The 25094-nt window shown below is 37.6% G+C and carries 16 protein-coding genes; 12 read left to right on the top strand and 4 right to left on the bottom strand.

Annotation, left to right across the window (positions count from 1 at the left end; translation table 11 throughout):
• The first annotated feature begins 35 nt into the window (after positions 1 to 35).
• From AAC073_RS13945 to argJ, 8 genes are all read left to right on the top strand, one after another.
• Positions 36 to 2036, top strand: a complete 2001-nt coding sequence (locus tag AAC073_RS13945; RefSeq protein ID WP_339924394.1) for an alpha-amylase family glycosyl hydrolase — start codon at positions 36 to 38, stop codon at positions 2034 to 2036.
• 113 nt (positions 2037 to 2149) lie between these two features.
• A complete protein-coding gene (gene trkA / locus AAC073_RS13940) occupies positions 2150 to 3496 on the top strand; it encodes a Trk system potassium transporter TrkA (protein WP_339924393.1) in 1347 nt (448 codons plus the stop codon).
• A gap of 2 nt (positions 3497 to 3498) precedes the next feature.
• Positions 3499 to 4950, top strand: a complete 1452-nt coding sequence (locus tag AAC073_RS13935; protein ID WP_339924392.1) for a TrkH family potassium uptake protein — start codon at positions 3499 to 3501, stop codon at positions 4948 to 4950.
• Positions 4951 to 4967: 17 nt separating this feature from the next.
• The gene (locus AAC073_RS13930; protein WP_339924391.1) at positions 4968 to 5732 is read left to right on the top strand and encodes a PhzF family phenazine biosynthesis protein; all 765 of its coding nucleotides are present in this window, start codon (positions 4968 to 4970) and stop codon (positions 5730 to 5732) included.
• A gap of 324 nt (positions 5733 to 6056) precedes the next feature.
• On the top strand, positions 6057 to 6881 hold the full coding sequence (gene argB / locus AAC073_RS13925) for an acetylglutamate kinase (RefSeq protein ID WP_339924390.1): 825 nt from the start codon (positions 6057 to 6059) through the stop codon (positions 6879 to 6881).
• 2 nt (positions 6882 to 6883) lie between these two features.
• Positions 6884 to 8089, top strand: coding sequence for an aspartate aminotransferase family protein (locus AAC073_RS13920; protein ID WP_339924389.1), 1206 nt, complete (start codon positions 6884 to 6886; stop codon positions 8087 to 8089).
• The gene (argC, locus tag AAC073_RS13915) at positions 8076 to 9119 is read left to right on the top strand and encodes an N-acetyl-gamma-glutamyl-phosphate reductase (protein ID WP_339924388.1); all 1044 of its coding nucleotides are present in this window, start codon (positions 8076 to 8078) and stop codon (positions 9117 to 9119) included. Before AAC073_RS13920 ends, argC begins: the two co-directional genes overlap by 14 nt.
• A 13-nt stretch (positions 9120 to 9132) precedes the next feature.
• Positions 9133 to 10344: a bifunctional glutamate N-acetyltransferase/amino-acid acetyltransferase ArgJ gene (gene argJ, locus AAC073_RS13910; protein WP_339924387.1), complete on the top strand. Its 1212-nt coding sequence runs from the start codon at positions 9133 to 9135 to the stop codon at positions 10342 to 10344.
• Between the two features lie 175 nt (positions 10345 to 10519).
• On the opposite strand, the gene AAC073_RS13905 is transcribed toward argJ, so the two are convergent.
• Complete coding sequence (locus AAC073_RS13905; RefSeq protein WP_339924386.1) at positions 10520 to 11062, bottom strand: hypothetical protein; 543 nt, start codon at positions 11060 to 11062, stop codon at positions 10520 to 10522.
• A 276-nt stretch (positions 11063 to 11338) separates the two neighbouring features.
• Between AAC073_RS13905 and AAC073_RS13900 the strand changes: the two genes are divergently transcribed.
• The gene (locus AAC073_RS13900) at positions 11339 to 13054 is read left to right on the top strand and encodes a c-type cytochrome (RefSeq protein ID WP_339924385.1); all 1716 of its coding nucleotides are present in this window, start codon (positions 11339 to 11341) and stop codon (positions 13052 to 13054) included.
• A gap of 663 nt (positions 13055 to 13717) precedes the next feature.
• Here the strand turns inward: AAC073_RS13900 and AAC073_RS13895 are convergent.
• The 3 genes from AAC073_RS13895 to AAC073_RS13885 all read right to left on the bottom strand — a co-directional run bounded on the left by AAC073_RS13895 (position 13718) and on the right by AAC073_RS13885 (position 18521).
• A complete protein-coding gene (locus tag AAC073_RS13895; protein WP_339924384.1) occupies positions 13718 to 15106 on the bottom strand; it encodes an arginine decarboxylase in 1389 nt (462 codons plus the stop codon).
• Between the two features lie 314 nt (positions 15107 to 15420).
• Positions 15421 to 17496 carry a tetratricopeptide repeat-containing sensor histidine kinase gene (locus AAC073_RS13890; protein WP_339924383.1) on the bottom strand — a complete coding sequence of 692 codons (2076 nt, stop codon included), beginning with the start codon at positions 17494 to 17496 and terminating at the stop codon, positions 15421 to 15423.
• A gap of 440 nt (positions 17497 to 17936) precedes the next feature.
• On the bottom strand, positions 17937 to 18521 hold the full coding sequence (locus AAC073_RS13885) for a TetR family transcriptional regulator (RefSeq protein ID WP_339924382.1): 585 nt from the start codon (positions 18519 to 18521) through the stop codon (positions 17937 to 17939).
• A 205-nt stretch (positions 18522 to 18726) separates the two neighbouring features.
• Here AAC073_RS13885 and AAC073_RS13880 point away from each other — a divergent pair, with 205 nt between their 5' ends.
• From AAC073_RS13880 to AAC073_RS13870, 3 genes are all read left to right on the top strand, one after another.
• Positions 18727 to 21948 (top strand): TonB-dependent receptor, encoded by a 3222-nt coding sequence (locus AAC073_RS13880; RefSeq protein WP_339924381.1) that lies wholly within the window; start codon positions 18727 to 18729, stop codon positions 21946 to 21948.
• A gap of 13 nt (positions 21949 to 21961) precedes the next feature.
• Positions 21962 to 23758 carry a RagB/SusD family nutrient uptake outer membrane protein gene (locus AAC073_RS13875; protein ID WP_339924380.1) on the top strand — a complete coding sequence of 599 codons (1797 nt, stop codon included), beginning with the start codon at positions 21962 to 21964 and terminating at the stop codon, positions 23756 to 23758.
• A 96-nt stretch (positions 23759 to 23854) separates the two neighbouring features.
• Complete coding sequence (locus AAC073_RS13870; protein ID WP_339924379.1) at positions 23855 to 25087, top strand: alkaline phosphatase family protein; 1233 nt, start codon at positions 23855 to 23857, stop codon at positions 25085 to 25087.
• Positions 25088 to 25094: the final 7 nt, after the last annotated feature.

Here is a 25094-nt window from a genome sequence, read left to right as displayed (position 1 = left end):
TAAATATTAATACAATCACTTTTGCAGACAGCTATATGAAATTGAAAATTGTTCAGGAGGACCCATGGTTAGAGGATTACAAAGAAGAAATTTACCAGAGATGGGTTAGGTTTCAATTGGCATTTGAAGCCCTTACAAAGGAAGGTGAAGGGCTTAGCAGTTTTGCCTCAGGGCATGATTATTTTGGGATTAATTTTGATAAGAAAAAACAAGTTTGGGTTTATAGAGAATGGGCTCCTGAGGCCAACGCTCTTTTTCTAATTGGAGACTTTAACCACTGGGATCGAGGCAGTCACCCATTACAAGTAGATGAATGGGGTGTATGGGAAATTGTTTTACCTTATGCAGCATATAAGGACAGACTTGTACACAAAAGTCTGGTAAAAGTACATGTAGTAGGAAAAAATAGTAAACAAGATAGAATACCTGCCTACATAAGAAGAGTGGTTCAGGATGAAGAAAGTAAAGACTTTGCAGGTCAAATATGGTCTCCAGAAAAACCTTTCAATTGGGAAGATCAAAGTTTTACGGCAGACTATTCAAAAGATGGATTATTAATATACGAATGCCATGTAGGTATGGGGCTTGAGGTGGAAGCTGTAGGTACTTATCGTGCTTTTGCAGATGAAATTTTGCCTAAAATTAAGAATTTAGGTTATAATGCCATACAATTAATGGCAGTAATGGAGCATCCTTATTATGGCTCTTTCGGGTACCATGTTTCCAGTTTTTTCTGTCCCTCAAGTCGGTTTGGTACACCAGAGGATTTGAAATATTTGGTGAGTAAGGCACATGGCCTTGGGCTTGCAGTGATTATGGATGTGGTTCACTCTCATGCGGTCCAAAATGTTGCTGAAGGTCTAAATGGTTTTGATGGATCTGAACACCAGTATTTTCATGAAGGGCCTAGAGGATATCATGAGGTATGGGACTCAAAGTTATTTGATTATGGGAAATGGGAGGTGAAGCGATTTTTACTTTCGAATTTAAAATACTGGTTGGAGGAATTCCATTTTGATGGATTTAGGTTTGATGGGGTTACCTCTATGCTTTATTTCCACCATGGATTGACTACTTTTGACCATTTCGAAAAATATTTTGAAAAAGATGTGGACTGGGATGCCATTACCTATTTGCAATTGGCCAATGCACTTATCAAAGAAGTAAAGCCATCTGCCATTTCTATTGCAGAAGATGTTAGTGGAATGCCAGGGTTGTGTAGATTGCCAGCTGAAGGAGGGGTAGGGTTTGATTATAGACTGGCCATGGGGGTTCCAGATTTTTATATTAAAATGCTCAAGGAGAAAAAGGATGAGGAATGGGATATTCTAGAATTCTGGAAAGAATTAAGCGACCGAAGGTACAAAGAGAAAACGATAGCCTATGCAGAATCACACGATCAGGCATTGGTAGGAGATAAATCCATTGCATTTTGGCTAATGGACAAGGAAATGTACTTTCACATGCAGGTGGGGGATGAAAACATCATTATCGACCGAGGTTTGGCGATTCATAAGCTACTTAGACTTTTTACCATAGGTTTGGGAGGCGAGGGCTATCTTAATTTTATGGGAAATGAATTTGGCCATCCAGAGTGGGTAGATTTTCCTAGGGAAGGTAATAATTGGAGTTTTCAATATGCCCGAAGACAGTGGAGTCTTGCCGAAGATAAAAAGCTAAAGTACCAGTACCTGATCAGTTGGGATAAGTCTATGCTTGCTGTAATAAAGAAACACCATATATTGAATGCCCCTTTTGCAGATCAAGTTCATGCTGATCCAGAAAACAAGGTCATCATTTTTACAAGAGGTGCCTTGATGTTTGCTTTTTCCTTCAATCCTCAGACGGCCATTGCTGATTATAAATTTAAAGCACCTTCAATGGGGCAATATCGCCTAGTGCTTAATTCAGATGACAAGCAATTTGGAGGATTTGGCAGAATAGACAATAGTATGGCCTATTTTACAGATCAAAAGCAGCAACTGAGTATCTATATGACCAATAGAACGGCTTTGGTATTTGAGAAATACGATTGATGCTTTCCAATTTTTATTTGGTAGAAGTTGAAAATAATTGGAAATTAGTTAATAAGTATTGGTCTTGGCCCTTTTTTGATTAATATTACCCTTTAATAATTTAAAACGAGTCTATGGCAGTTAATATCGTGATCGCTGGTGCAGGTGATATGGGTTATCACTTGGCTGAACAGCTTTATTACGAAAGTAAGAATATTATCTTAATTGATTTAGACAAGGATGTTCTGGACAATATTGGATCCAGGCTGGATGTATTGACCATAGAGGGAGATTCAGCATCAATTGAGATATTAAAAAAGGCCAACATTCACAATGCTGAGCTCATGTTGGCGGTAACTACTTCCGAGAAAACCAATATCTGCACAGCCGTACTAGCCAAACAACTAGGGGCGAAAAAAGTGATTGCCAGGGTAAGAAACCATGATTATTTATACGAAGAGAACAAGATTTATTTTGAAAATCTCGGTATAGATTCTATCATTTCTCCTTCCATGCTATGCAGCAAGGAAATTTCCAGGCTAATGAAACGCTCTAGCTTCTCTGATGTTATAGAATTTGAAGGTGGCAGATTGAGTGTAGTAGGCATAACGCTGGACCGTTATTCTCCACTTATCAACAGAAAGCTTTCCGATACACGTACAGATCCTATTTTTAAGGAAATTAGGATCATTGCAATTGTCCGGGACCAGAGAACAATCATTCCAAGGGGCGATACATTTATACGAAACAATGACCATGTATTTTTTATTTCCAATAATAAATCAGTCAATACAGTAAAAGACCTTGTCCATCACAAAGAGAAGGAAATTCACAATGTGATGATAATTGGTGGGGATGATTTAGCGTATTCCACTGCCAGAGAATTAGAAAATGATTATGGGGTTACCTTGATCCATAATGAAAAGGAGCGGTGTAAATGGCTTGCAGAAAGGTTGGATTCCGCCCTAATAATTCACGGTGATTACAAAAACATTAACCTTCTCATAGAAGAGGGACTTGAAACAACTGATGGATTTTTAGCACTAACTGATAGCTCTGAAACCAATATCATTACTAGCCTTAGTGCTAAAAATCACGGCGTGTATAAAACCATTGCTCATGTAGATACCAGGGAATACATACATATTTCTCATAGCATCGGAGTAGATTCCTTGATAAACAAGAAGCTAGTGGCAGCAAATCATGTCAGCAGGTACTTGAAAAAGGGACAGGTGGAGGCCGTTTCTGGTATTCAGGGTGTAGAGGCAGAATTTGTCCAATATGGTGTTTCAAAAAACAATAAATTAACCAAAAAGAATTTAAAAGCACTGCATTTTCCAGATACTGCCATTGTAGCAGGGGTCATTAGGGGAGAAGAGGTTTTTATTCCCGATGGTGAATTTCAATTGCAACTGCATGACAAAGCTATTGTCCTTGCCCTCCCTGAAGCGAAACCTGTATTGGAAAAACTATTTAATTAATCATGATCCATTATAAGGCAATTTTAAAAGTCATGGGAGGATTGATGATGCTCCTTGGCATTTTAATGTTTCCAAGCATCGCATTTTCCTATTACTATCAAAGCGGAGATCAGATCACCTTGATTGGTTCGGCGTTGGTTTGCTTGACTATTGGAGGTACCTTTTTCTTCTCATTTGCAAATCAGGATCAAAATATACGCAAAAGGGAAGGCTACATGATTGTTGCATTAAGTTGGATAATTATGTCTGTTTTTGGCATGATGCCTTACCTTTTGAGTGGTACCATTCCACATTACTCCGACGCAATTTTTGAGACTGTTTCAGGATTTACAACTACTGGGGCTTCTATTCTGACAGATATAGAAGTACTCCCCGAAGGGATATTACTATGGAGAAGTATGACCCAATGGATAGGAGGTTTGGGTATTATCGTATTGACAGTTGCAATATTTCCTTTACTAGGGATTGGTGGGATTGAATTATTCGTTGCTGAATCACCTGGGCCTACTTCTGACAAGGTACATCCCAGAATCAGAGAAACAGCCAAGAGACTTTGGTTTATTTATTTTGGCCTTACACTGCTTTTAGTTGGTATCTATTATTTGGAGGGCATGTCCTTCTTTGATGCAATGAACCATGCCCTTACCACCATGTCTACTGGTGGGTTTTCTACTAAAAACAATAGTATGGCTTATTTTGATAGCCCAACGATTCAGTACACTGCGGTATTCTTCATGTTTCTAGCGGGAACAAACTTCACTTTAATATATTTCGCATTTAAAGGGCATTTCAAAAGAGTTTGGGCAAGTGATGAATTCAGGGCTTATTTTATTAGTGTTGGTCTTTTGGTAATTGGGATTTTTTCCGCCGTTTACTTTTTGATGGATGATAGCTTCGAAAAATCTTTTCGGGATGTGCTTTTTCAAGTCGTTTCATTGGTTACTACTACTGGCTATGTAAGTGCTGATTATACCGTTTATAGCAATGGTTTAACCATTATTTTCTTTATGATTTTATTTATGGGGGCCTGCGCAGGATCTACCAGTGGAGGGATTAAATTTATCCGGCACCTTACTTTTGTGAAAAACTCAACCTTGGAATTTAAACGTATTGTGCACCCAAGGGCAGTGATTCCTTTGAAAATTAATGGTGAACGCGTTACAGGAAAGGTTATCACCCATATTATGAACTTCTTGTTGATTTACCTTATGATTTTCGTTTTAGGTTCAATTGTAATGTCCATTGCAGGGTATGACCTAATTACCTCTTTCGGAGCAGTAGCTACTTCTATGGGTAATGTTGGACCTGGCATTGGCAGGGTAGGACCTGTTGATAATTTTGCCTTCTTTTCGCCTTTTGCTAAACTATTTCTAAGTTTTTTAATGTTGTTAGGTAGATTAGAACTCTTTACCATATTGATTTTATTTACGCCTTACTTTTGGAGAGCCAATTAATAGCCATCATTCAGCCCATGAAACCAGTTATTATTTCAGTATTTACAGCCAGAGAATTGGGGTTCACCGGGAATCCCGCAGCAGTGGTGCTGACAAGAAAGAGGTTGGAAGATCAGGAGATGCAGCAGCAAGCAGCAGCACTAGATTTGCCGGCAACCTCTTTTGTTTTCATAGACAATAATGAAAATTGCAACGTCAGCTGGTTTGCCCCTGATGAAAAAATTGAACTGTGTGGACATGGCGCTGCAGCAGCAGGGATTTTCCTCTCCAAATATCTGGATAAACCTGAAATAACCCTCCATTACCAAGGAGGAGAAATTAATGTTGCGGTTTCAGAGGATACTTTTTCTATGCGTCTTGAAGCTATTCCCTTATTAAAACTTATTACTTATTGTCCATTGCCATTGAAAGAAGGACTAGGAATTCCTGTTTTGGCCATTTACGAAACGGCTAACAAACACTTAATATTAACAGATTCTGAGTCTTCAGTAAAGAACATGAAGCCTGATTTTAAACGTTTGAGGGACTCGGAAATATTTGGATACGCCATTACAGCACCCGGGGAAGAAGTTGATTTTGTTAGTAGAACACTGGTGCCACATGTTGGTCAATTGGAAGATTTTGCTACAGGCTCTTCCCATGCCATTCTAGTTCCTTTCTGGTCTGAAAAACTCAAGAAAAGAAGAATGATATCAAACCAGTTAAGCAATAGAGGCGGAAGATTTATTTCTAGCATTTCAGGCAATAAGGTCCTGCTCTCTGGGGAATTTATGACCCAATAATAGGCGGTGTTTTTCTCCAATTATTTTTATTTAAGTGTAGCTTTTTGATTTTAATCAATACTTCGAAATTAAAATTTAATTATATTTTTAAATTGACCAAACTTCGATAATCTTATAAGATTCATTGAGCACTGAATTTGACGTTTCCATGACAGATTGTCAAAAAGGGAAAGGTTGCTTTCATTATTTCAATATTACATAGTAATATTTGAACGAATTCAGATTTAAAGGTTTTTACGATATAAATTTCTTTGCTTGGTATAATTATTGCTTTTTTATTTTGCAATGTTTTACTAAATCTAATATTGACAAAATATATATACAATGGAATATCGTAAAATTCTCATCAAATATGGTGGGAATGCAATGATCAGTGAGGCGCTTAAAGTGGGTATTGCTCAGAAGTTGAAAATGTTGCAAGAACATGGTATACAGGTAGTAATGGTGCATGGTGGAGGGCCTTTTATCAACAAGTCTTTGGCAGATGCAGGTATAGAATCGGAATTTTTTGATGGACATAGACACACCAGTATAGAGGCCATGTCCTGCATTGAAAAGACCTTAAAGGGAGAAGTAAACAGCTCTTTGGTTAATTTATTAAATAAACAAGGGCTTAAAGCAGTTGGGCTTTCAGGTAAAGATGGTAAATTAGCTATTGCTCAGAAAAGATGGCATACTGGCCTAAATGAAAACGGAGAACAGGTAAGGGTTGACTTGGGCCAGGTAGGAGATGTAGTCTCTGTTGATCCACTTTTAATAGATTCATTGCTAGAAAATAAGTTTTCTCCAGTAATTACTTGTATCGCTTCAGATAAAGAGGGAAACGACTACAACATCAATGGGGATGTTTTTGCGGGCAAGATAGCTGCCGCAATCAAAGCTGACGCTTATATCGTTCTTACCGATGTAGACGGACTTTATAAGGAATATCCCAACCCAGCATCTATAATAAGGGAGATAGATACAGCTACTATTCCTAAGTATTATGGAGATGTTATTTCAGGAGGAATGATTCCTAAAATTGAATCCTGCGTTGCAGCAGTTCAGTCAGGTGTTAAAAAAGCCGTAATCCTTAATGGAACTCGTCCAGAACAAATCACTGATTATATCATCCACAAAATTTCAATAGGTACAACAATTAAACTTTAAGCATGCATATTTCGAACGAGTATTTGTACGAAGAAGACAAAAAAAATTATTTACCTACCTTCAAGCGCTTTCCCCTAGCATTTATAAAAGGCAAAGGAAGCCGGCTATGGGATGCTGATGGAAAGGAATACATTGATATGCTAGCAGGAATTGCGGTTAACAACTTAGGGCATTGCCATCCTAAGGTGGTGAGTGCGATTCAAGAGCAAGCTGCCGAGTTAATCCATATTTCTAATTTTTTTGTCAGTCCTCCTCAAGTAGCACTTAGCAAATTGTTGGTTGATCTTTCAAAATTGGATCATGTTTTTTTAACGAATAGTGGTGCTGAATCGGTAGAAGGAGCAATTAAAATAGCCAGAAAATATGCCAGTAAAAACAACCGCGGTGGAGGAATTATTTCCATGGAAAATTCTTTTCACGGACGTACCCTTGCAACGATAGCTACCGGTCAGAAAAAGTACCAAAAGGGTTTTGCCCCAATACCTTCAGGTTTCTCCCAAGTTGCTTTCAATGATATCAATGCGCTTAAAGCAGCAATTAACGATGATGTAGCCGCAGTAATCCTTGAACCTGTTCAAGGAGAGGGTGGAGTGATTCCAGCGGACAAGAAATATTTGCAGGAGGTAAGGGCATTATGTGATGAAAATAATGTGCTGCTTATTTTCGACGAAATTCAATGTGGTATTGGGCGAACAGGACAACTTTTTGCCAAAGAGCACTACGATATACAACCAGACATAATGACCTTGGCAAAAGGACTAGGTGGAGGTATGCCTATAGGTGCTTTTTTATGCAATGAAAAAGTAGGAAATGCCATTGACTTTGGAGATCATGGGACCACTTTTGGTGGTAATCCTTTAGCTTCTGCTGCTGCGTTGGCTACGCTTACAACAATCTTGGAGGAAGGTTTGGAAGAAAGAGCGCTTACTATGGGAAATTACATCATGAATACTGTTAGCTCATGGTCTAAAGACCACCCGATGATCAAAGAAGTTCGAGGTTTGGGAATGATGATTGGCATACAGTTAGATAGACCTGCACCGCCAATTGTAAAGGCATTATTAGATGACGGAGTAATCGCAAATGGAACTGCAGAATCAGTAATCCGTCTCGTGCCACCCCTCAATATTCCGGAGGAAGATGTAGCATTAGCCTTAAACAAGTTGAAGTCAATAATAGAATCAATTGAGCAGAATGAGAAATCATAAATATAAAGTCAGTATCGTAGGGGCATCAGGTTATACAGGTTCTGAACTAGCAAGAATTCTGATTAACCATCCAGAAGTAGATATAGTTAGTATAACTTCAGAAAGCCATAAAGGCAAGCGGTTTTCAGAATTGCATGGTCAATTTTCAGGAATAATTGATTTTGAATTGATTGGAGCTGACGATGTGAACGTAGAGAATGTAGATGTGGTATTTTTGGCCCTTCCTCATGGTGTGTCCATGGAATTTGTAAAGCGTTGGGCAGATGCTGGCGTCAAGATTATAGATCTATCAGGGGATTTTAGGTTATCTAGTCCGGAAGTTTATGAGGACTGGTATAAGAAAGAGCATACTTTTCCTGATGGCTTTGAAAAAGCGGTATATGGTATGCCTGAGCTGTTCTTCGATGAGATAAGTACTGCTACCCTAGTGGCGAATCCCGGTTGTTATCCTACAGCTTCTATACTAAGTCTGGCCCCATTATTTGCCGCAGGAATAGCTACTGCAGGAGGGGCCATTATAGATGCAAAATCTGGTACCACTGGTGCAGGTGTAAAAGCTAGCAATACCACTCATTTTTCTAATGTAAATGATAATTTTAAAGCTTACGGTCTTGGTAACCACAGACATACCGTGGAAATTCAGGAACAGCTTTCGTTTTTAATGAAAAATTCGGTTATTTTACAGTTTACTCCCCATCTTTTACCTGTGGATAGAGGCATCTTGGCAACCTCTTACTTGACCTTAGATAAAGAAATGGATCAGGATAGGCTAACTTCGCTTTACAAGGATTTTTATAAAAATAAACCCTTTGTGAGAGTGAGGAATCAAGCCCCTTCTATTAAAGAGGTTAGAGGTAGTAACTATGCGGACGTTTATCCATTTTGGGATGAAAGGACCAAAAGAGTTATTGTGATTACTGCCATTGATAATTTGGTGAAAGGTGCAGCAGGTCAAGCTGTTCATAATATGAATATTATGTTGGGATTGAACGAATCCATTGGCCTTCGACAGGTTCCAATGCAACCATAAATTAATAAATGTAATGATTAAGAATATTACTAGTGTAAAAGGAATTAAATGTTGGGGTGCTCATTCAGGTGTTAAATCCATGAAAAGGGACCTGGCCATCATTTTCTCGGAAGTTCCAGCAGCAGCAGCTGCCACGCTTACACAGAATAAAGTTCAGGCCGAACCCATCAAGGTGACCAAAAGAAACCTTTCCAATAATAGAGCCCAAGTCATAGTATGCAATGCAGGGAATGCTAATGCATGTACTGGTGAGCAGGGTAGAAGAGGTGCTGAAGCAATGGCAGATACGGTTGCGGCAGCCCTAAAAATCTCTCCTGAAGATGTAATTGTTGCATCAACGGGTTTGATAGGTGAAGTTTTTCCTACAGAAGATGTGGTAGCGGGTATTAAAGAAACAGTACCTAAGTTATCCAATGATGCCAAGGCCGGTTCATTCCTGGCCAATGCCATTTTGACTACAGACACCTTCGCAAAGGAAGGATTTGTGGATTTTGAGTGGGAAGGAAAAACCATATCCATAGGTGGCGTTGCAAAGGGATCAGGTATGATTCATCCCAATATGGCAACCATGCTTTCCTTTTTAGCCACAGACATTGACATTGACGAAAAATTACTACAAAAGACTTTAAAATATTGTGTAGAAAGGTCTTTCAATATGATTACGGTTGATGGTGATACTTCCACCAATGACATGGTCGCAATTCTGGCCAATGGGATGGCGGGGAATAAAAAAATCACCCAAGAAGACGATCCACTTTATGTAATATTCAAGGAAAAACTTGCTGAATTACTAATACACCTGGCCAAACTTATTGTATCTGATGGCGAAGGTGCATCTAAATTCATTGAATATAGAGTGTCGAAAGCCATTTCTGAGAATGTAGCCATGAAGTTGATTAGAGCAATTTCGGATTCTACTTTGGTGAAAACGGCTATGTTTGGACGAGATCCCAATTGGGGTAGAATAATTGCTGCCTGCGGCAACGCTGGGATTAGTTTTAATTATAAAAAAGCCAACCTATATTTAGGTGATGCGGACAATCAAGTACAGGTGCTCTTAAAAGGGTCTCCTACAAAATTTGATAAAAATTACATGAAAAAACTGCTTAGGGAATCTCATATTAAAGTGCACCTTGAGCTAAATACTGGCAAACAAGAAGCCACTGGATGGGGCTCTGACCTCACAACAGATTATGTGATGTTTAATTCGGTTTACACTACCTAAGCGAACACTTACTTTCAAAAAAAAGCCTCTAGTACAGCATATTAGAGGCTTTTTTTATGAAATAGAGGTAAATTCTGTGGCTAATATTGCGTCCTTATTTACTCAGTTATATTTTTCAGGGCCATAAGTTTACAATTTTGCTTCCGGGTCTTATTGAATGGTATTATTTTTTTGCCTAGTGTTTATCCCCAACAATTGCATAGGCCACTCTGGCGCCAAGAAATGCGATTTGGTAGGGCGAGCCTCCTGCTTGTTGGTATCGAAGGCTAAATTCCAATTGATTGTATACATAACCTATTTCTGCTGCAAAAGCGAATTGGGTATTTTTGGTAGACTGAGTGCCTGTTATATTTTTATTATTATTAATCAATAAGGCACCACCCAGTTGAGGTTCAAAAAAAAATGACTGTCTATAAACCCTGTAACCAATGAAAACAGGTATTTGATGGAGACTAATGTTTTCACCATCAGGTAGAATGTAATTGGAATTTAATGGGAAGTAAAGGTAACTGCCTGAAAAAGTAAGCTGAGCATCCAAAGGCATGGCAATCAATCCTTTTAAAGAAATGCCAAAACCTGCGGGAAATTGGGTTTTATAATATTCATTTAATACCCCACCAGCATCGAAACCTACGTTAAATTGATTTGTCCCATTTTGAGCCAATGAAGGACTAATTAATCCAATCAATAAAATAATGAACAGTAACTGCTTTTTCATAATGCATTTAAGTCTTAATCTGGCAAATTATTAAGAACCTAAGATAAATATTTTAGGTAACAAAATGAGATTATCCATATCCCAGATAAATATAATTTGCACAATTAATTATTAGCGGTATTCGATCAATTATAAATTTACGACATTTCTATACATTCGAAGAAAAATATACTGGCTATAGTATTATCTAATCACAATTTTTTTAAATTAAGAGGAAGATTTAATTATAGGTGTAAGAACATGAACAACAAATGTCTTTTAAGTTTACTTTGTTTAATGATATTTACCATTTCCTGTAAAAAAGGAGATAAAAACAATACTATCTCTGATAACGATTGGCATGTTCCTGATAGTATTAAAACGCTACAAAACCCTGTAAATGATGATGAAATGTTTTCCAAAGGGAAAGCACTTTTTCAGGTTTATTGTTCTACTTGTCATGGTGTAAGAGGGAGGGGCGATGGAGCGGCAGGCCAGGCCATGGGTAGTCAACCAGCAGATTTGCTTTCTGAAGAAGTTCAGAAACAGACGGATGGAGAATTGTTTTATAAAATAACTCAAGGGAAGGTAGTAATGCCTTCTTTTCAAGAGTTACTATCCGAGGACGAACGTTGGTATTTAGTCACATTTATTAAAAATCTAAGTGAAATTTCAAATGTTGACTTAGAACAAAAAGCACCGGAATCTTTGGTTCCTGATCTTAAAATTGAACTTTTTACCAAAGTGGTTCCCAGGGTAGTCAGAATCTGGGAAGGTCCTGAAAATTACCTTTGGTACGCGACTATAGAAGGGGAAGTCTATAGATTGCCTCTAGATAACCCCCACCAAATTGAGAGAATGCTAGAAGTTTCGGACCATGGAATCACTAGATTGCAAGGAGCTACCATGCATGGAGGTAAGTTGTTTCTTTGTGGTAACGTTAGGGTGAATAATAATAAGGGCACTAAAGGTAGAATGGTTAGACTGAGTTGGGAGAATTCGGGGAAAGCAAAATCGGAAGTAGTCTTTACAACGGAAGAATACGGTACTACAAATACCCCTTTTGATCATGGCTGGTCAGCCTTGCAGGTGAGTAATGATGAACAAAGTATATACGTTGTAAGTGGGAGTCGTACAGATCACGGGGAAATTCAAGATAACCTGGGAGCATACCCCAACTCCAGGGACGTGGCCTTGACGTCCAAGGTTTTCCGGATACCAATTGATGCTGTTGATTTATTCTTACCAGACAATCTTGAGCTTCTAAAAGAAAGGGGTTACCTGTTTGCAGAAGGGCTTAGAAATGCCTACGATGTTGCATTAGATAAGGACGGAAGGCTATTAGCTGTAGTCAATTCCGGAGATTATGATCAGAACGAAGACATGTTTTGGGTAAGAGAGGGCTATCACTATGGCTATCCCTGGGTGATGGGAGGTTTGGCATCCCCACAACAATTTTCAGATTGGACCCCTGATCCAGACAAAGATGCTTTTTTAAATGCCGCCGCTGCAGCCTGGCCTGATGACTTTTACAATGACCCTACCTTTCCAAAAAAACCTCAAGGTGTCAACTTTGGAAAAAGCATCCTAAATTATGGCCCTGATTCAGATAAATTTAGGGATGAAATCACTGGCGAAGTAAAAGATGCATCTGAATTGGGAGTTGGAATGCGAACATTTACACCACATTCTTCACCGCTTGGACTTGTAATAGACGATGAACAATCTTTGCCCGGTAGATTCAAAGGCAAGGCGCTTGTTGCAAGGTATACCAATGGACAAAAATCCGCTTTGTTGCAGGCTTTAACCGAGAATGGTGAAGATTTGCTCCTTCTTGATTTAAAGTACCTACCGAAGGAAGAGAATTTTCAATTGAATACCTACCGAGTGGCTAAAGGCTTTAATCAACCTGTGGACGCTATATTGGTAGGGGGTTTTCTTTACTTGGTTGAATATGGGGGAAAACAGCAAGGTGGGAATATTTGGAAAATTTCCTTTAATTCCGATGAGTAGTGATGGTATAAATCGCTTTCACCTCTGATAAATTGGATTGATAAACCATTACAAATTCAAGCCTTATACACTCCTATAGACCTATTTTGAGAATTTTCTCATTTGAGGTATTTTAAGGATTTTTGTTTCAAATTTTTAATTTTTGAGGGTATGAATTTTGATGGAAATATGCTTTAGTTTAAAAACTCACTTCTTACTTTTTTAAAACCTTTATAGTAGTAAGAATTTTAAGTGTTAGGTCTCCAACTTAATAATTAATTTTTTTTGATTATCCCGATAGTTAAAATAAAATATAAATAATTCAGATATACTTTTGTAAAATAATTATTATCCTTATATTTGTGTTATCAAATCGAAAGAAATGATATTGTATTACCCAAGTTTGGGAATTGGTGATGTTTTTATCGCAGGTTCAAATCCTGCTAATACAACTGGTTATTTTGGGTTTATTGTTAATTGACTTAAGCTATGAGAAATTTTTCATAGCTTATTTTTATGTTATAAATGACTAAAAAATTAGTTATTTTAAATTTTGGTTAAGCTAATTAAATAGGGCTGCCCCGTGGTGTTTTTCGCTGGATTAATTTTACGGATAAGCAAAAAAAAACCAAGAACACTTAATACAGTATCCTTGGTTTAATAGTTGTGTTAAAATTGAGCCTTTTAGTAGCCCAGGATATCCATCATGTCTTTGCTTTCTTGTTCTGGAGCAAACAGTCGATGTTGAATTGTGCCATCCTTTTTTCTATCTATGATCACATGTTTTGGCGCGGGTATTAGGCAATGTTGAATTCCGCCATATCCTCCCAATGATTCCTGGTAGGCACCTGTATGGAAAAAGCCAATGTATTGTTGATTGTCTTTTTCTCTTTTAGGGAGATAGATGTTGAATTGATGCGATTCCGAATTGTAGTAATCCATGCTGTCACATGTCAAGCCACCCAGTGAAATATTATGATATTCCTTGTCCCAATTGTTGATTGCCAGCATGATGTATTTCTGATTTAATCCCCAGCTATCTGGAAGTTGGGTAATAAAAGAGCCATCAATCATGTACCATAACTCTTTATCGTTTTGTAATTTCTCATCTAGAATTGAATACAATACTGCACCGCTTTCTCCTACGGTATAACTTCCAAATTCTGTAAATATATTCGGCTCAATGGTACTGTTCTTGGCACACATCCACTTAATATTTTTTATGATTTGGTCTGCCATGTATTGGTAGTCATAATCAAAAAATACGTTAGTCTTAATAGGCCATCCGCCTCCGATATCCATCGTGTCCAAGTCAGGCGCCAATTTCTTAAGCTCTACATATTTTTGAATAAAACGCGTCAATTCTGACCAATAATAGGCAGTATCACGAATGCCTGAATTGATGAAAAAATGTAGCATCTTAAGGCTAACATTGGGGTTGCTTTTAATTTTCTCCTCGTAAAGTTTAATGATGTCATTGTACCTTACGCCCAACCTGGAAGTGTAAAATCCAAATTTAGGTTCTTCATCTGCAGCAATTCTGATACCCACTTTAAAAGGCACCTTAACGTGTTCCAGGTAATAATCGATTTCAGTAATATTATCTAGAATAGGCGTGCAATTCACAAAACCTTCATTGAGTAATTCGCAAATGTATTGCTTGTAAAGGTCTCTTTTAAAGCCGTTACATACGATGAATATATTTTTATCAATTTTCCCCTTTGCGTAAAGGCTCTTGATAAGTGGAATATCAAAAGTGCTGCTGGTTTCTATATGGGCACCATTTTTAAGGGCTTCATCAACAACAAAACTAAAATGGGAAGATTTTGTGCAATAGCAGTAAGTATAATTTCCCTTATAATCGTGGGTTTCCATAGCGTTGCCAAAGTAGGTTTTCGCATTCTGGATGTTTTCAGAAATTTTTGGAAGGTAAGTTAATTTTAATGGGGTACCGTATTCTTCGATAATGTCCAATAAATTTATTCCGTTGAATTGCAATTTATTGTCCTCTACTTTGAATTCTTTAGTAGGAAAATCAAATGTTTGCTTTATTAGATCTATGTATTTGTTCATTTTTGGCTGCTAATAGATACAAAGTTTACTTGGTCAAAAATTGCATTAAAAACCGAAATATCAAATCAATTTTTTAAGGGAATATAATTTTTATTAATTTCTTTGAATTTTTTTTAATACTTTAAACCTGGATTCATGATTAAATTTTTGACCCATTTTTCCCAATATACTCTTGGAAATCGATTAAACCTCAAGAATTGAGCCTCTTTTGAAGCTTAGTCAATATACTAATGTATTATCTTCCAATCGGCCAATGAGGCTTGACAATTAAAATGATTGCTTCTACCTCTAAATCAAAAAGTTGCTAAAGAGATTTAATTCTTAACTGGGAATTCAATAAAAAATGTAGTTCCGACATTTTCTTTAGATTCAAACCAAATTTTACCATTATGTGCTGAGATGATTTGTTTTGAGATGGCCAAGCCCATTCCAAAAGGCTTTTCACCATTCGTGCCTTCTCTTTTGCCCAAAGTGTCCCAATCAAATACCAGGCTCTTTAAAGAATTTGGAATCCCAATTCCTTCATCCCTTATTATTATGGTGATAAATTCATACGTGCTCTTCATGATCACTTCAATGCTTTTACCCACTGGTGTGAATTTAATAGCGTTTGCTATTAAATTCGTGATCACGCGCCACATTTTTTCTTTGCTAATTAATGCAGTAACAGGAAGCGTATTTAAATGTATCTTCTGTTGTTTCTCTTCTGCTTTATGATTTAGTATTTCCACGCAATATTTCAGCAATCTATCAATCTGGACCTCTTCTTTTAATAAGTGTTTGTCATTTTTATTGGGAAGAAGTATTTCAGTGATAAGATTCATTGAATTGCTGCAAGAAGTCTTAATGTTTTCCAAAAGGTATTTATTTTCGCCATTGATTTGTGGATCATCTAGTATCAAATTTGCCATCATGATCATGCTACTAATCGGATTACGTAGGTCATGAGCAACCATGTACATGATTTTAGTATTTTCGGATTGACTAAATTCCAAAGCATTTAATGTGTCTTGTAGGTCTTGGTTTTTTTGAAGGATAAGATTATTAGTCTTCTTTAATTTCTTTAAATTATTCCAATTAAATATTAGAAAAATCGCCAAAAGAATAGTGAAAACTAGCGCCGTGGCCAGGTAGATGTTTTTTATTTTATTGTCTCTATTGACTAAGGATAATTCGTATTTCTGTGCTGCATTTCTAAAAGAACCTTCCACATCAACAAACTTCAGCTCTTGGTCAATTTTCTGGATAGAATCGTTTAAATGATAATATGAATTCATGGACGCCAAAGCGCTCTCCATGTCTCCTATATTTTCGAAATAGGCACCTTTTATCAAATACCAGCGAAGTAAAATGTCCAAATATTGCCTGTTATTCAATTCTGAATTTGGTAACTCTTTATCAAGTTCATTTAAATAAACCAAAGCTTTATCAAGCGATCCTTCATCAATATAAATTTGAGTTAATTTAAGTTTGGCTGTTTGGGCATCATTGCGATCATAATTAGGCTGGCTATTTATTTCAATACTGCTTTTCAATAACTTTTTCGCTACACCAACTTTATTAAGCTTTGCCATTACACCACCTAAATTACCTCTTACCACCCCCATAGCAGAGCTTATAAATAAATTTTTTTCGGGATATCTAGGCTTGATCTCTTCCAAAAAAGCCAGCGCATCTACGTAGTAATAAACGGCACTGTCAAATTTGCTAATTTTCTCATAACAAAGTGCCAAGGTGTTCCTGTAATTCTGAGGCTCATTTATGTTTTGAGTCAAACTTTCGTTTCCCAAGCAGTCTAAGTTTTCTGCTATTGCCTTTTTGAAAAAAGGAATGGCTTCCTTGTACTGTTTTTGGTCAAATCGAAACATCCCAAGTCGGTAAGTAAGATTACTTACGTTGCAGTCGTCCAGATTTTCAATAGCATATTCTCGTCCATTAAAATAGCTTAAAAAGGCATTATTGTATTTGTGTTTAGCCTTTAAAAAATCGCCTTCCAAGAACTTTGTCTGTACATGTCTAAAATCATTTACATGGTCCTCTTGCTCGAGAATAAGGAACATGCTATCTAAGTATTGCTCGGATTTGACAAGGTCTAACTCATGATTTAAGTAGTAGTTTGCATAGAAATTATATTTTTCCCAAATGTCTAAAAAATTTTTATCAGCCATTGAATTGTAAACACTGTCAAAATGATCAAAAGCTTTATCCACCTGGCCACTGTTAAAAAATATGGTCGCACCGTCCAATGCTTCATTGATCAATGGAGAAGGCTCTTCATTATTTGTTTTTTTTGCATCACATGCCGCCATGAAAAGCACACTGAAAAATAAACCAAAAAGATGACCCCAGAATTGAGTAAAATTAAAAACAAAAGCGCTTCGTTTTTTCATAATCGCTCAAATTAATCCATTATTCTTTAAAAAGACTAATTTTTAAAAAGGTAAAATCCATAACAAATTAAGCGAGGGTTCTACCTAGGTTTATAGAAGAAAACCTTAAAGTTTCAAGCTACATTTTTGAAAGTTTGAATGGCATTTATTTTGTTTTTAAGTGTAAAGCTAGTTTTGAAGACAGCTGTCTTTATTTTTATTGTAATTAAAGAATTGTACTCAAATTAAAAATTATAAATAATGTAGCGGATTTTTAAAATATTAAACAAATAATATTTTGTCTATTGCTTTTACTGTCAATTAACTTCTCCGCTTGCGAAAGATTAAGTTTATGGTAGGAGACAATGCTATGAAAGTATTATTTCTAATAGAGTAAGGATGCTGAGTTATTAAAAATTGAGTCAAGAATGAAATAAATTTTACCTTAGTCCATAGAATTTTTAGGTTGAAATAAGATCAAGAACCTGTCCTTTGAAAATTTCTAATTTAGAATTGTATTCTTTAGGGTTTTCTATCATAGACAAGTAATAATATGCGCCTTCAATTACAACAAAAATTTTCTCTGCCAATAATTCAGTATTTTTCGATGAAAGTACTTCATCTTTATCAAGTATGTTTTTTAATGTTTTCCTCAATTTTAAGTGAAGCTTTTTGTATTCATTTTTGATCGTACTGTCTCTAAAAGTAAAAGCGTAACAGCTAAAGAAGACTCCATCGTCGAAAAGTAGGTTCCATTCTCTTGAAAAAAGTCGGTCAACCAATAAATTGGGATCCAATTTGCTGTCTTTTTCAGATTTTAGAATTATGGGTTTGTAAATTAATTGGTATTGGTGGAGTATATAATCGATTAATCCAAGTACCAATAACCGCTTGTTTGAGAAGTAATGTATGATTAGGCTAGGGGGCATCTCAAGGTGTTTTCCGATTTTCGCTATAGACACATTTTCCAATCCATCTCTTTTGCACAGTTCATAAAATCCTGAAATAATCTCCTTTTTTCGTTCGGTTCTAATGGATGACTTCATAAGTTAGTTTAAAATAAAAATACTAAAATAGTTAATCCTATTTATTTTTTAATCTATTTATTGTTAAATTTATTATAATTTATGTTGAATGAACATTCAATAATCAAAGGATAAAACCCTATTAATATTGGGATAATATGCGCGAACTACCTTGCGCACTTCTAATCTATAATTGAATCAGTACCAATTAAATATCCAATACTTTATGGAAAAAATTTTACAATTATTAAAAAAAATCAGTATTAGTATAGGGATTAGTTCCTTATTCATGCTGATTGTCTTCACTGCTCAAGCACAGGTCGTTGTGAGCGGAGTAGTCAAGGACGGAATTGAAGACATACCCCTACCTGGGGTTTCGGTCTATCAAAAAGGTGGTGAAAGTGTAAGCATCACAGACTTGGATGGTGTTTATACCATAGAAGTAGCCAATGCTAATGCCGAATTGGTTTTTTCATTTATTGGTTTTGAAACCCAAAACCTCAAAGTAGGAAATCGATCCACTATAAATGTGACCTTGTCTGCTGAAGAAACCCTTCTAGAACAAGTAGTCGTGGTAGGATATGGCACCCAGAAAAAAGTTAACCTGACGGGAGCGGTGGATCAAATATCTGGTGAAGATATTATAGACAGGCCTGTTGGAAATGTGATGCAAAGTCTTCAAGGCGTTAGCCCCGGACTAAACATCACTTATTCGGGTGGAAGACCTGGTAATATTCCAAACATTAACATTAGAGGTTTTACTTCCATCAATGGTGGGGGACCACTTATTGTACTTGATGGAGTGGCTGTAGCTTATGATGATTTGTTGCGCTTAAATCCAGCGGACATCGAATCTTTTTCGGTATTAAGGGATGCGGCCTCTGCAGCCATTTATGGTGCTAGAGCGGCATTCGGAGTAGTGCTAATTACTACCAAACAAGGAGGAAGCAAGCAAGTTATCTCTTACAATAGTAATTTCTCCTGGGGCAAACCATCCGTTATGCCTCAACCAGTGACCGACCCATATATCTATTCAAGGGTAATGGATAAGGCAACCAGCAATACGCCATGGAATTATGTCAACTTCAATGATTACCATTACTCATGGGCAAAAGAGCGGTCTGAAGATCCTTCCGTAGAAGATGTAAGAATAGATCCAAATAATCCGGGTCAATGGGCCTATATGGGTAACAATGACTGGTATGATTATTTTTTCAATAATTCTAGCTTCTCAACTAACCAAAGTTTATCCATTAGTGGTAGCTCCAATAATGAGGGGATGCCCATGACCTATTATGTATCGGGTGATTACACCAGAGAAAATGGGATGAATAAATTACAGCCTGACAATTGGGACAGGTATTCCTTAAGAGCAAGGATTACAGCTACCCCAAAGAGTTGGTTAAAGTTGGACAATAACCTTAATATTTATCAGACTAAGCGTGAGGAGTCAACCAATAACCTTACGGATATTTATTATCTTACTCCTACAGAAGTAGCCAAAAACCCAGATGGATCCTGGGCCAATACAGGCGCAGGAAGACTAGCCGCTCAATTGGTTGATGGTGGTAGAAATGTAGAAGACATGTTTGGTTTCCACAATATTCTACGAGCAACAGGTACTTTCCTGGATGGAGATCTTACCGTAACTGGCAATGCCAGTTTCAAAAAAGAACAATGGATATATGGTTGGAACCGAAAAAATTACGATATAGGATTCGGTCCTGAAGACATTAGGACAGAAGGTGGTGATGGTTCGGTTGTACAAAGGACTGGTAACCTACAGAACACTATTTTTGACCTTTACAGTAACTATACCAAGACTTTTGGGAAGCATACCATCAGTCTTCTTGCTGGATACAATCAGGAAAGCTATTCTTATTCCTCTGTAGAGTCAGAAAGAAGGGTCTTGATCTCTTCTTCATTGCCTTATTTGGGATTGACTACAGGTGACTCGTTTATCCGTCCTGGCTATAGCGCCTATGCCACACAAAGTGCTTTTGGTAGAGCCAATTACACTTACGATAATAAGTATATTATGGAATTTAATGGTCGTTACGATGGTTCTTCCAGGTTTCCAAGTTCGAGCAGATGGGGATTTTTCCCATCATTGTCAGCGGCTTGGATTGCGAGTGATGAGGAATTCCTTCAAAATTTAGCAGGAGAGCCAACCCTTAAGTTTAGAGCCTCTTACGGAAGTTTAGGTAACCAAAACGTAGATAATTTTGGTTATCTTCAGTCCTTACCCACAGGACTTTCTGGTTATTTGATTGATAATGAAAGACAGGTAGTGGTTTCTCGCTCACCATTATTGGCAGTAGACCCAAACTTTTATACTTGGGAAAGGGTAGTGACTACCAATTTCGGTGTTGATATTGGCTTATGGGAAGATAAATTCTCAGCTAATTTTGATTATTTTATTAGAGATACCAAAGACATGTTGACCAATCCCGTAGAACTTCCTGGCGTATTGGGAACTTCTCCCCCTCAACAGAATGCAGCGGATTTACAAACCAAAGGCTGGGAGTTGGCACTAAACTATCGGGATCAGTTTGGAAGTTATGACAATCCTATTGAATTTGCCTCAAAGTTTTTCGTGTCAGATTCAAGAGCATATATCACAAGGTTTGAAAATAAACAAGGTCTATTTTCAAATTACAGAGAAGGTCAGGAAGTTGGAGAAATCTGGGGACTAGTTAATGATGGCCTATTTCATTCAGAAGATGAAATTAGTCAGCTTGATCAGACTGCCATTATCCCTTGGGGTGCATTGGATATTATCCCTGGCTGGCCCAGATATGTAGACCTTAATAATGATGGCAAAATAGAGGAGGGACTTACAGAGAGTGATTCTAAAGACTTACAGGTTATTGGGAACAATCGCCCTAGGTATCAATTAGGCGCTAACTTGAGTGTTGCATGGAATGGTTTTGATGCCTCAATATTTCTCCAAGGTGTTGGTAAACAGGATTATTATCCAAGGAATTATCTTTTCTGGGGGCCTTATCAACAGCCCTATGCGAATATTTATCCTTGGAACCTTGACTTCTACAGAGGAGAAGCGGATAGTGATGCTTTGCGGGCGCAGCACAGTCAATCTTATATCGATGCGGGATTAGCAGATGTAAACACTGACTCTAGCTACCCGGTTCTTCAGTCCTGGCTTGCAGATGCAAATTACGGTTCTGGCCTAGATATATCACAAACAGGCTACTTGCTAAATGCCGCTTATGTCAGGGTAAAAAACATTACTATAGGGTACAATTTGCCCGAGCAATGGGTTTCTAGAATTAAGGCCAGTAGAATCAGGGTTTTTGTTTCCGGAGAAAACCTATATGAATTTTCGGCCATCAAGTCATTTATTGACCCTGAGGCAATCAACGATGTGAACGGTTTTGCTTACCCTTTCCAAAGAAAGTTTTCTTTCGGTGTAAATGTTGACCTTTAAACGCAAATTTGAAATGAAAAAATACATAATTTATTTATTCATACTGAATATATGCTGGATTAGCGCTTGTGATGATGAATTCATGGACAAGTATCCACAGACTTCTATATCACCTGAGGAGTTCTTTAAAACGGAACAGGATTTAAAACTTTATGTCAATGGATTGTTAAGTCTTCCAGGCATGTTTCAGTACCAAGTAGATCAAAACAGTGATAACTTGGCTACTACTGGAGCGGTTGAAATTAAAAACATTCTGACAGGATCACCAAGTTCCCAGAATATAACCAGTGGATGGAACTGGAGCAGATTGCGGGATATTAATTATTTCCTTGAAAACAGTCGTCAAGCGGATGCCCCTGAAGAAGTTATTGCGCATTATGAAGGAATAGCCAGGTATTATAGGGCTATTTTCTATGCAGGTATGGTAAAACGTTATTCCGATGTCCCTTGGTATGATCAACTGCTTTCTCCCACCGACGAAGACTTGTACAAAGGAAGAGATACCAGGGAATCTGTGGTAGAGGGTATCATGGAAGACCTTGAATTTGCAAGTGAGCATGTGACCACAGATGTTCCTAGCGGTACACCAGGAAACTGGGCTATAAAGGTTTTTTATGCAAGATTTGCCCTGTACGAGGGTACATATAGAAAGTACCATGAAGAATTGGGGCTACAAAATTCAGTAGGCACCTTTTTAACTAAGGCGAGTGATATTGCCAAAACCATCATGGATTCAGGGAAATTCGCTATTTATAATTCAGGAAACCCTGAAAATGATTATAAAGCGTTATTCAATAGTCAGGATTTAGGGGGAAATGGGGAAGTGATTCTATTTAATGCTTATGATGTCAATAAGGATAGAAGTAGCAATGTAAATACTGGTGTATTTGGCACCTATGAGCAATCTCCTGCAAGGGATTTGGTTCAAAGCTACCTAATGGCCGACGGATCAAGTTTTACCGATAAGGCTGGATATGAAAAATTCTCTTTTGTGAAAGAGTTTCAGGATAGAGATCCTAGATTGTACCAAACTTTGGTTTATCCGGGATGGGTTAGAGAGCCTGAAACAAGTGCCTATATCCCTATGCTTAACAGAAATTTCAGCGGATACTATCAACACAAAGGGTACAGCAATACCACAGACAATCTAGATTTAGGAGGATTAGACTTTCCAGTTTATAGGTACGCAGAAGTAGTATTGACTTACGCAGAAGCGAAGGCCGAATTAGGGACTTTGACCCAATCTGACCTGGATGCTTCTGTGAACTTGCTCAGAAATAGGGTTGAGATGCCAGCCCTTATGCTAAATGAGGCCAATGCCCAACCGGATCCATTCATGATGGCAAAATACCCTATGGTATCAGGTGCTATGGCGGGTGTACTTTTGGAAATCAGAAGAGAGAGAAGGGTTGAGTTAGCGGTAGAGGGTTACAGGTTTGACGACTTAATGCGCTATGGAGCAGGTAAATTGCTGGAAAAGATACCTGAAGGAATGTATTTCTCCGGCTTAGGTAAATTTGACTTGACAGGTGATGATATACCAGATGTATTGTTAGTAGATAAAGGAACAGATATTCCTGAAGACGATAACAAGGAAGTAAATGAGTTAGGAGAATTACTCATCTACTATAAAACAGGGACAATTGATGACAATGTTACCGTTTACTTGGCAAATGGAGAAGAGGGTGGAACAATGGTTACTGAAACTTCAGCTAGAGATTTCATTGAGCCTAAATACTATTACAGACCTATTCCTATTCAGCAAATAGTGCTGAACCCAAATCTTGAACAAATTTTTGGTTGGGAATAATTCTTTAAATTAGAAATACCAGGTAAGCTGTTGGAAATATTTTTTTCAGCAGCTTACTTTTGTTTAACCAATAGATGAATTTTACACCCTTAATAAATGAAGAAAATTAATATGAGGTTAGCCATTATTTTTATGTTTAGCATCATGCTGACATTGACCGCCAATGCCCAGGAGAAAAAGACGCTTTTTATAATTTTGGATGGGATTCAAAGGGAGCTGCTGGAAAATAATCCTACCCCTAACCTTGATGATATAGCCGCGCAAGGTGGATATGAACATGCTTATGTGGGAGGAATGAAGGATGGCTATTCCGAAACGCCAACCATTTCGGCAGTGGGATACAATAGCCTTCTAACAGGTGTTTGGGTAAACAAACACAATGTCAAGGGCAATAGCATTCGAGAACCCAATTACAATTACCCTACAATTTTCAAAAAATTCAAAGAAAATTACCCACACAAAACCATAGCCGTATACTCAACCTGGTTAGACAATAGAACCAAGTTGGTAGGTGAAAACCTCGCAGCAACAGGACATCTGCAATTGGATTATCACTTTGACGGGCTAGAAATAGACACCCTTTCTTATCCTCATGATAAAAAAAGTGACTACATAAAGAAAATTGATCAGGCTGTAACTGCTTATGCCGCCAATGAAGTTATAACAAAAGGCCCTGATATGACTTGGGTTTATCTGCAATATACTGATGACATGGGGCATAGATTTGGAGAAAGCCCCCAAATGGATGCTGGTATTCAGGAAGCGGACAGGCAGGTAGGACTTATCTGGGAAGCCATTCAGAAAAGAGAAAAAATAGAGAATGAAGAGTGGATGATCATCATTACTACAGACCATGGCCGGAAAGTAGGTGGCCGTGGACATGGAGGTCAATCCGATGAAGAGCGTGCGACTTGGATGGTTTCCAATAAAAAATTCAACGCTATTTCTAAAAACACTCCTGGAGTTGTAGATATATTTCCCACCATTGTTAATTTTATGGATATTGCCATCCCTAAAAATCAAGCCATGGAAATAGATGGCGTCTCTTTATTAGGAGAGGCTTTTGCAAGCCATTTAACTGGGACTTTAAATGGGAAAACGCTTACCCTTTCTTGGAAAGACTATGATGCCAAGGCAACTTCCATGGTTTGGGTAACGCCTACAAATCAATACAAGTACGGTGAAACAGATATTTACAGACAAATAGGAAAGGTGGCAATTGAAAATGGAGCTGCTTCCTTTGATTTAAAACATGCCTATGATCGCTTAAAAGTGGTCATGGAGCTACCGAACGGTTACCTTAACGTATGGGTGACAAACAAAGAATAAGCTTAGC

The organism is uncultured Cyclobacterium sp. (genome assembly GCF_963977555.1).
Taxonomy (GTDB): Bacteria; Bacteroidota; Bacteroidia; order Cytophagales; family Cyclobacteriaceae; genus Cyclobacterium.
This window is presented reverse-complemented; position numbering and strand designations above follow the sequence as displayed.

Coding starts and splice junctions, on each gene's coding strand:
- AAC073_RS13945 (WP_339924394.1), top strand. CDS start 36: ATGAAATTGAAAATTGTTCAGGAGGACCCATGGTTAGAGGATTACAAA.
- trkA (WP_339924393.1), top strand. CDS start 2,150: ATGGCAGTTAATATCGTGATCGCTGGTGCAGGTGATATGGGTTATCAC.
- AAC073_RS13935 (WP_339924392.1), top strand. CDS start 3,499: ATGATCCATTATAAGGCAATTTTAAAAGTCATGGGAGGATTGATGATG.
- AAC073_RS13930 (WP_339924391.1), top strand. CDS start 4,968: ATGAAACCAGTTATTATTTCAGTATTTACAGCCAGAGAATTGGGGTTC.
- argB (WP_339924390.1), top strand. CDS start 6,057: ATGGAATATCGTAAAATTCTCATCAAATATGGTGGGAATGCAATGATC.
- AAC073_RS13920 (WP_339924389.1), top strand. CDS start 6,884: ATGCATATTTCGAACGAGTATTTGTACGAAGAAGACAAAAAAAATTAT.
- argC (WP_339924388.1), top strand. CDS start 8,076: ATGAGAAATCATAAATATAAAGTCAGTATCGTAGGGGCATCAGGTTAT.
- argJ (WP_339924387.1), top strand. CDS start 9,133: ATGATTAAGAATATTACTAGTGTAAAAGGAATTAAATGTTGGGGTGCT.
- AAC073_RS13905 (WP_339924386.1), bottom strand. CDS start 11,062: ATGAAAAAGCAGTTACTGTTCATTATTTTATTGATTGGATTAATTAGT.
- AAC073_RS13900 (WP_339924385.1), top strand. CDS start 11,339: ATGATATTTACCATTTCCTGTAAAAAAGGAGATAAAAACAATACTATC.
- AAC073_RS13895 (WP_339924384.1), bottom strand. CDS start 15,106: ATGAACAAATACATAGATCTAATAAAGCAAACATTTGATTTTCCTACT.
- AAC073_RS13890 (WP_339924383.1), bottom strand. CDS start 17,496: ATGAAAAAACGAAGCGCTTTTGTTTTTAATTTTACTCAATTCTGGGGT.
- AAC073_RS13885 (WP_339924382.1), bottom strand. CDS start 18,521: ATGAAGTCATCCATTAGAACCGAACGAAAAAAGGAGATTATTTCAGGA.
- AAC073_RS13880 (WP_339924381.1), top strand. CDS start 18,727: ATGGAAAAAATTTTACAATTATTAAAAAAAATCAGTATTAGTATAGGG.
- AAC073_RS13875 (WP_339924380.1), top strand. CDS start 21,962: ATGAAAAAATACATAATTTATTTATTCATACTGAATATATGCTGGATT.
- AAC073_RS13870 (WP_339924379.1), top strand. CDS start 23,855: ATGAAGAAAATTAATATGAGGTTAGCCATTATTTTTATGTTTAGCATC.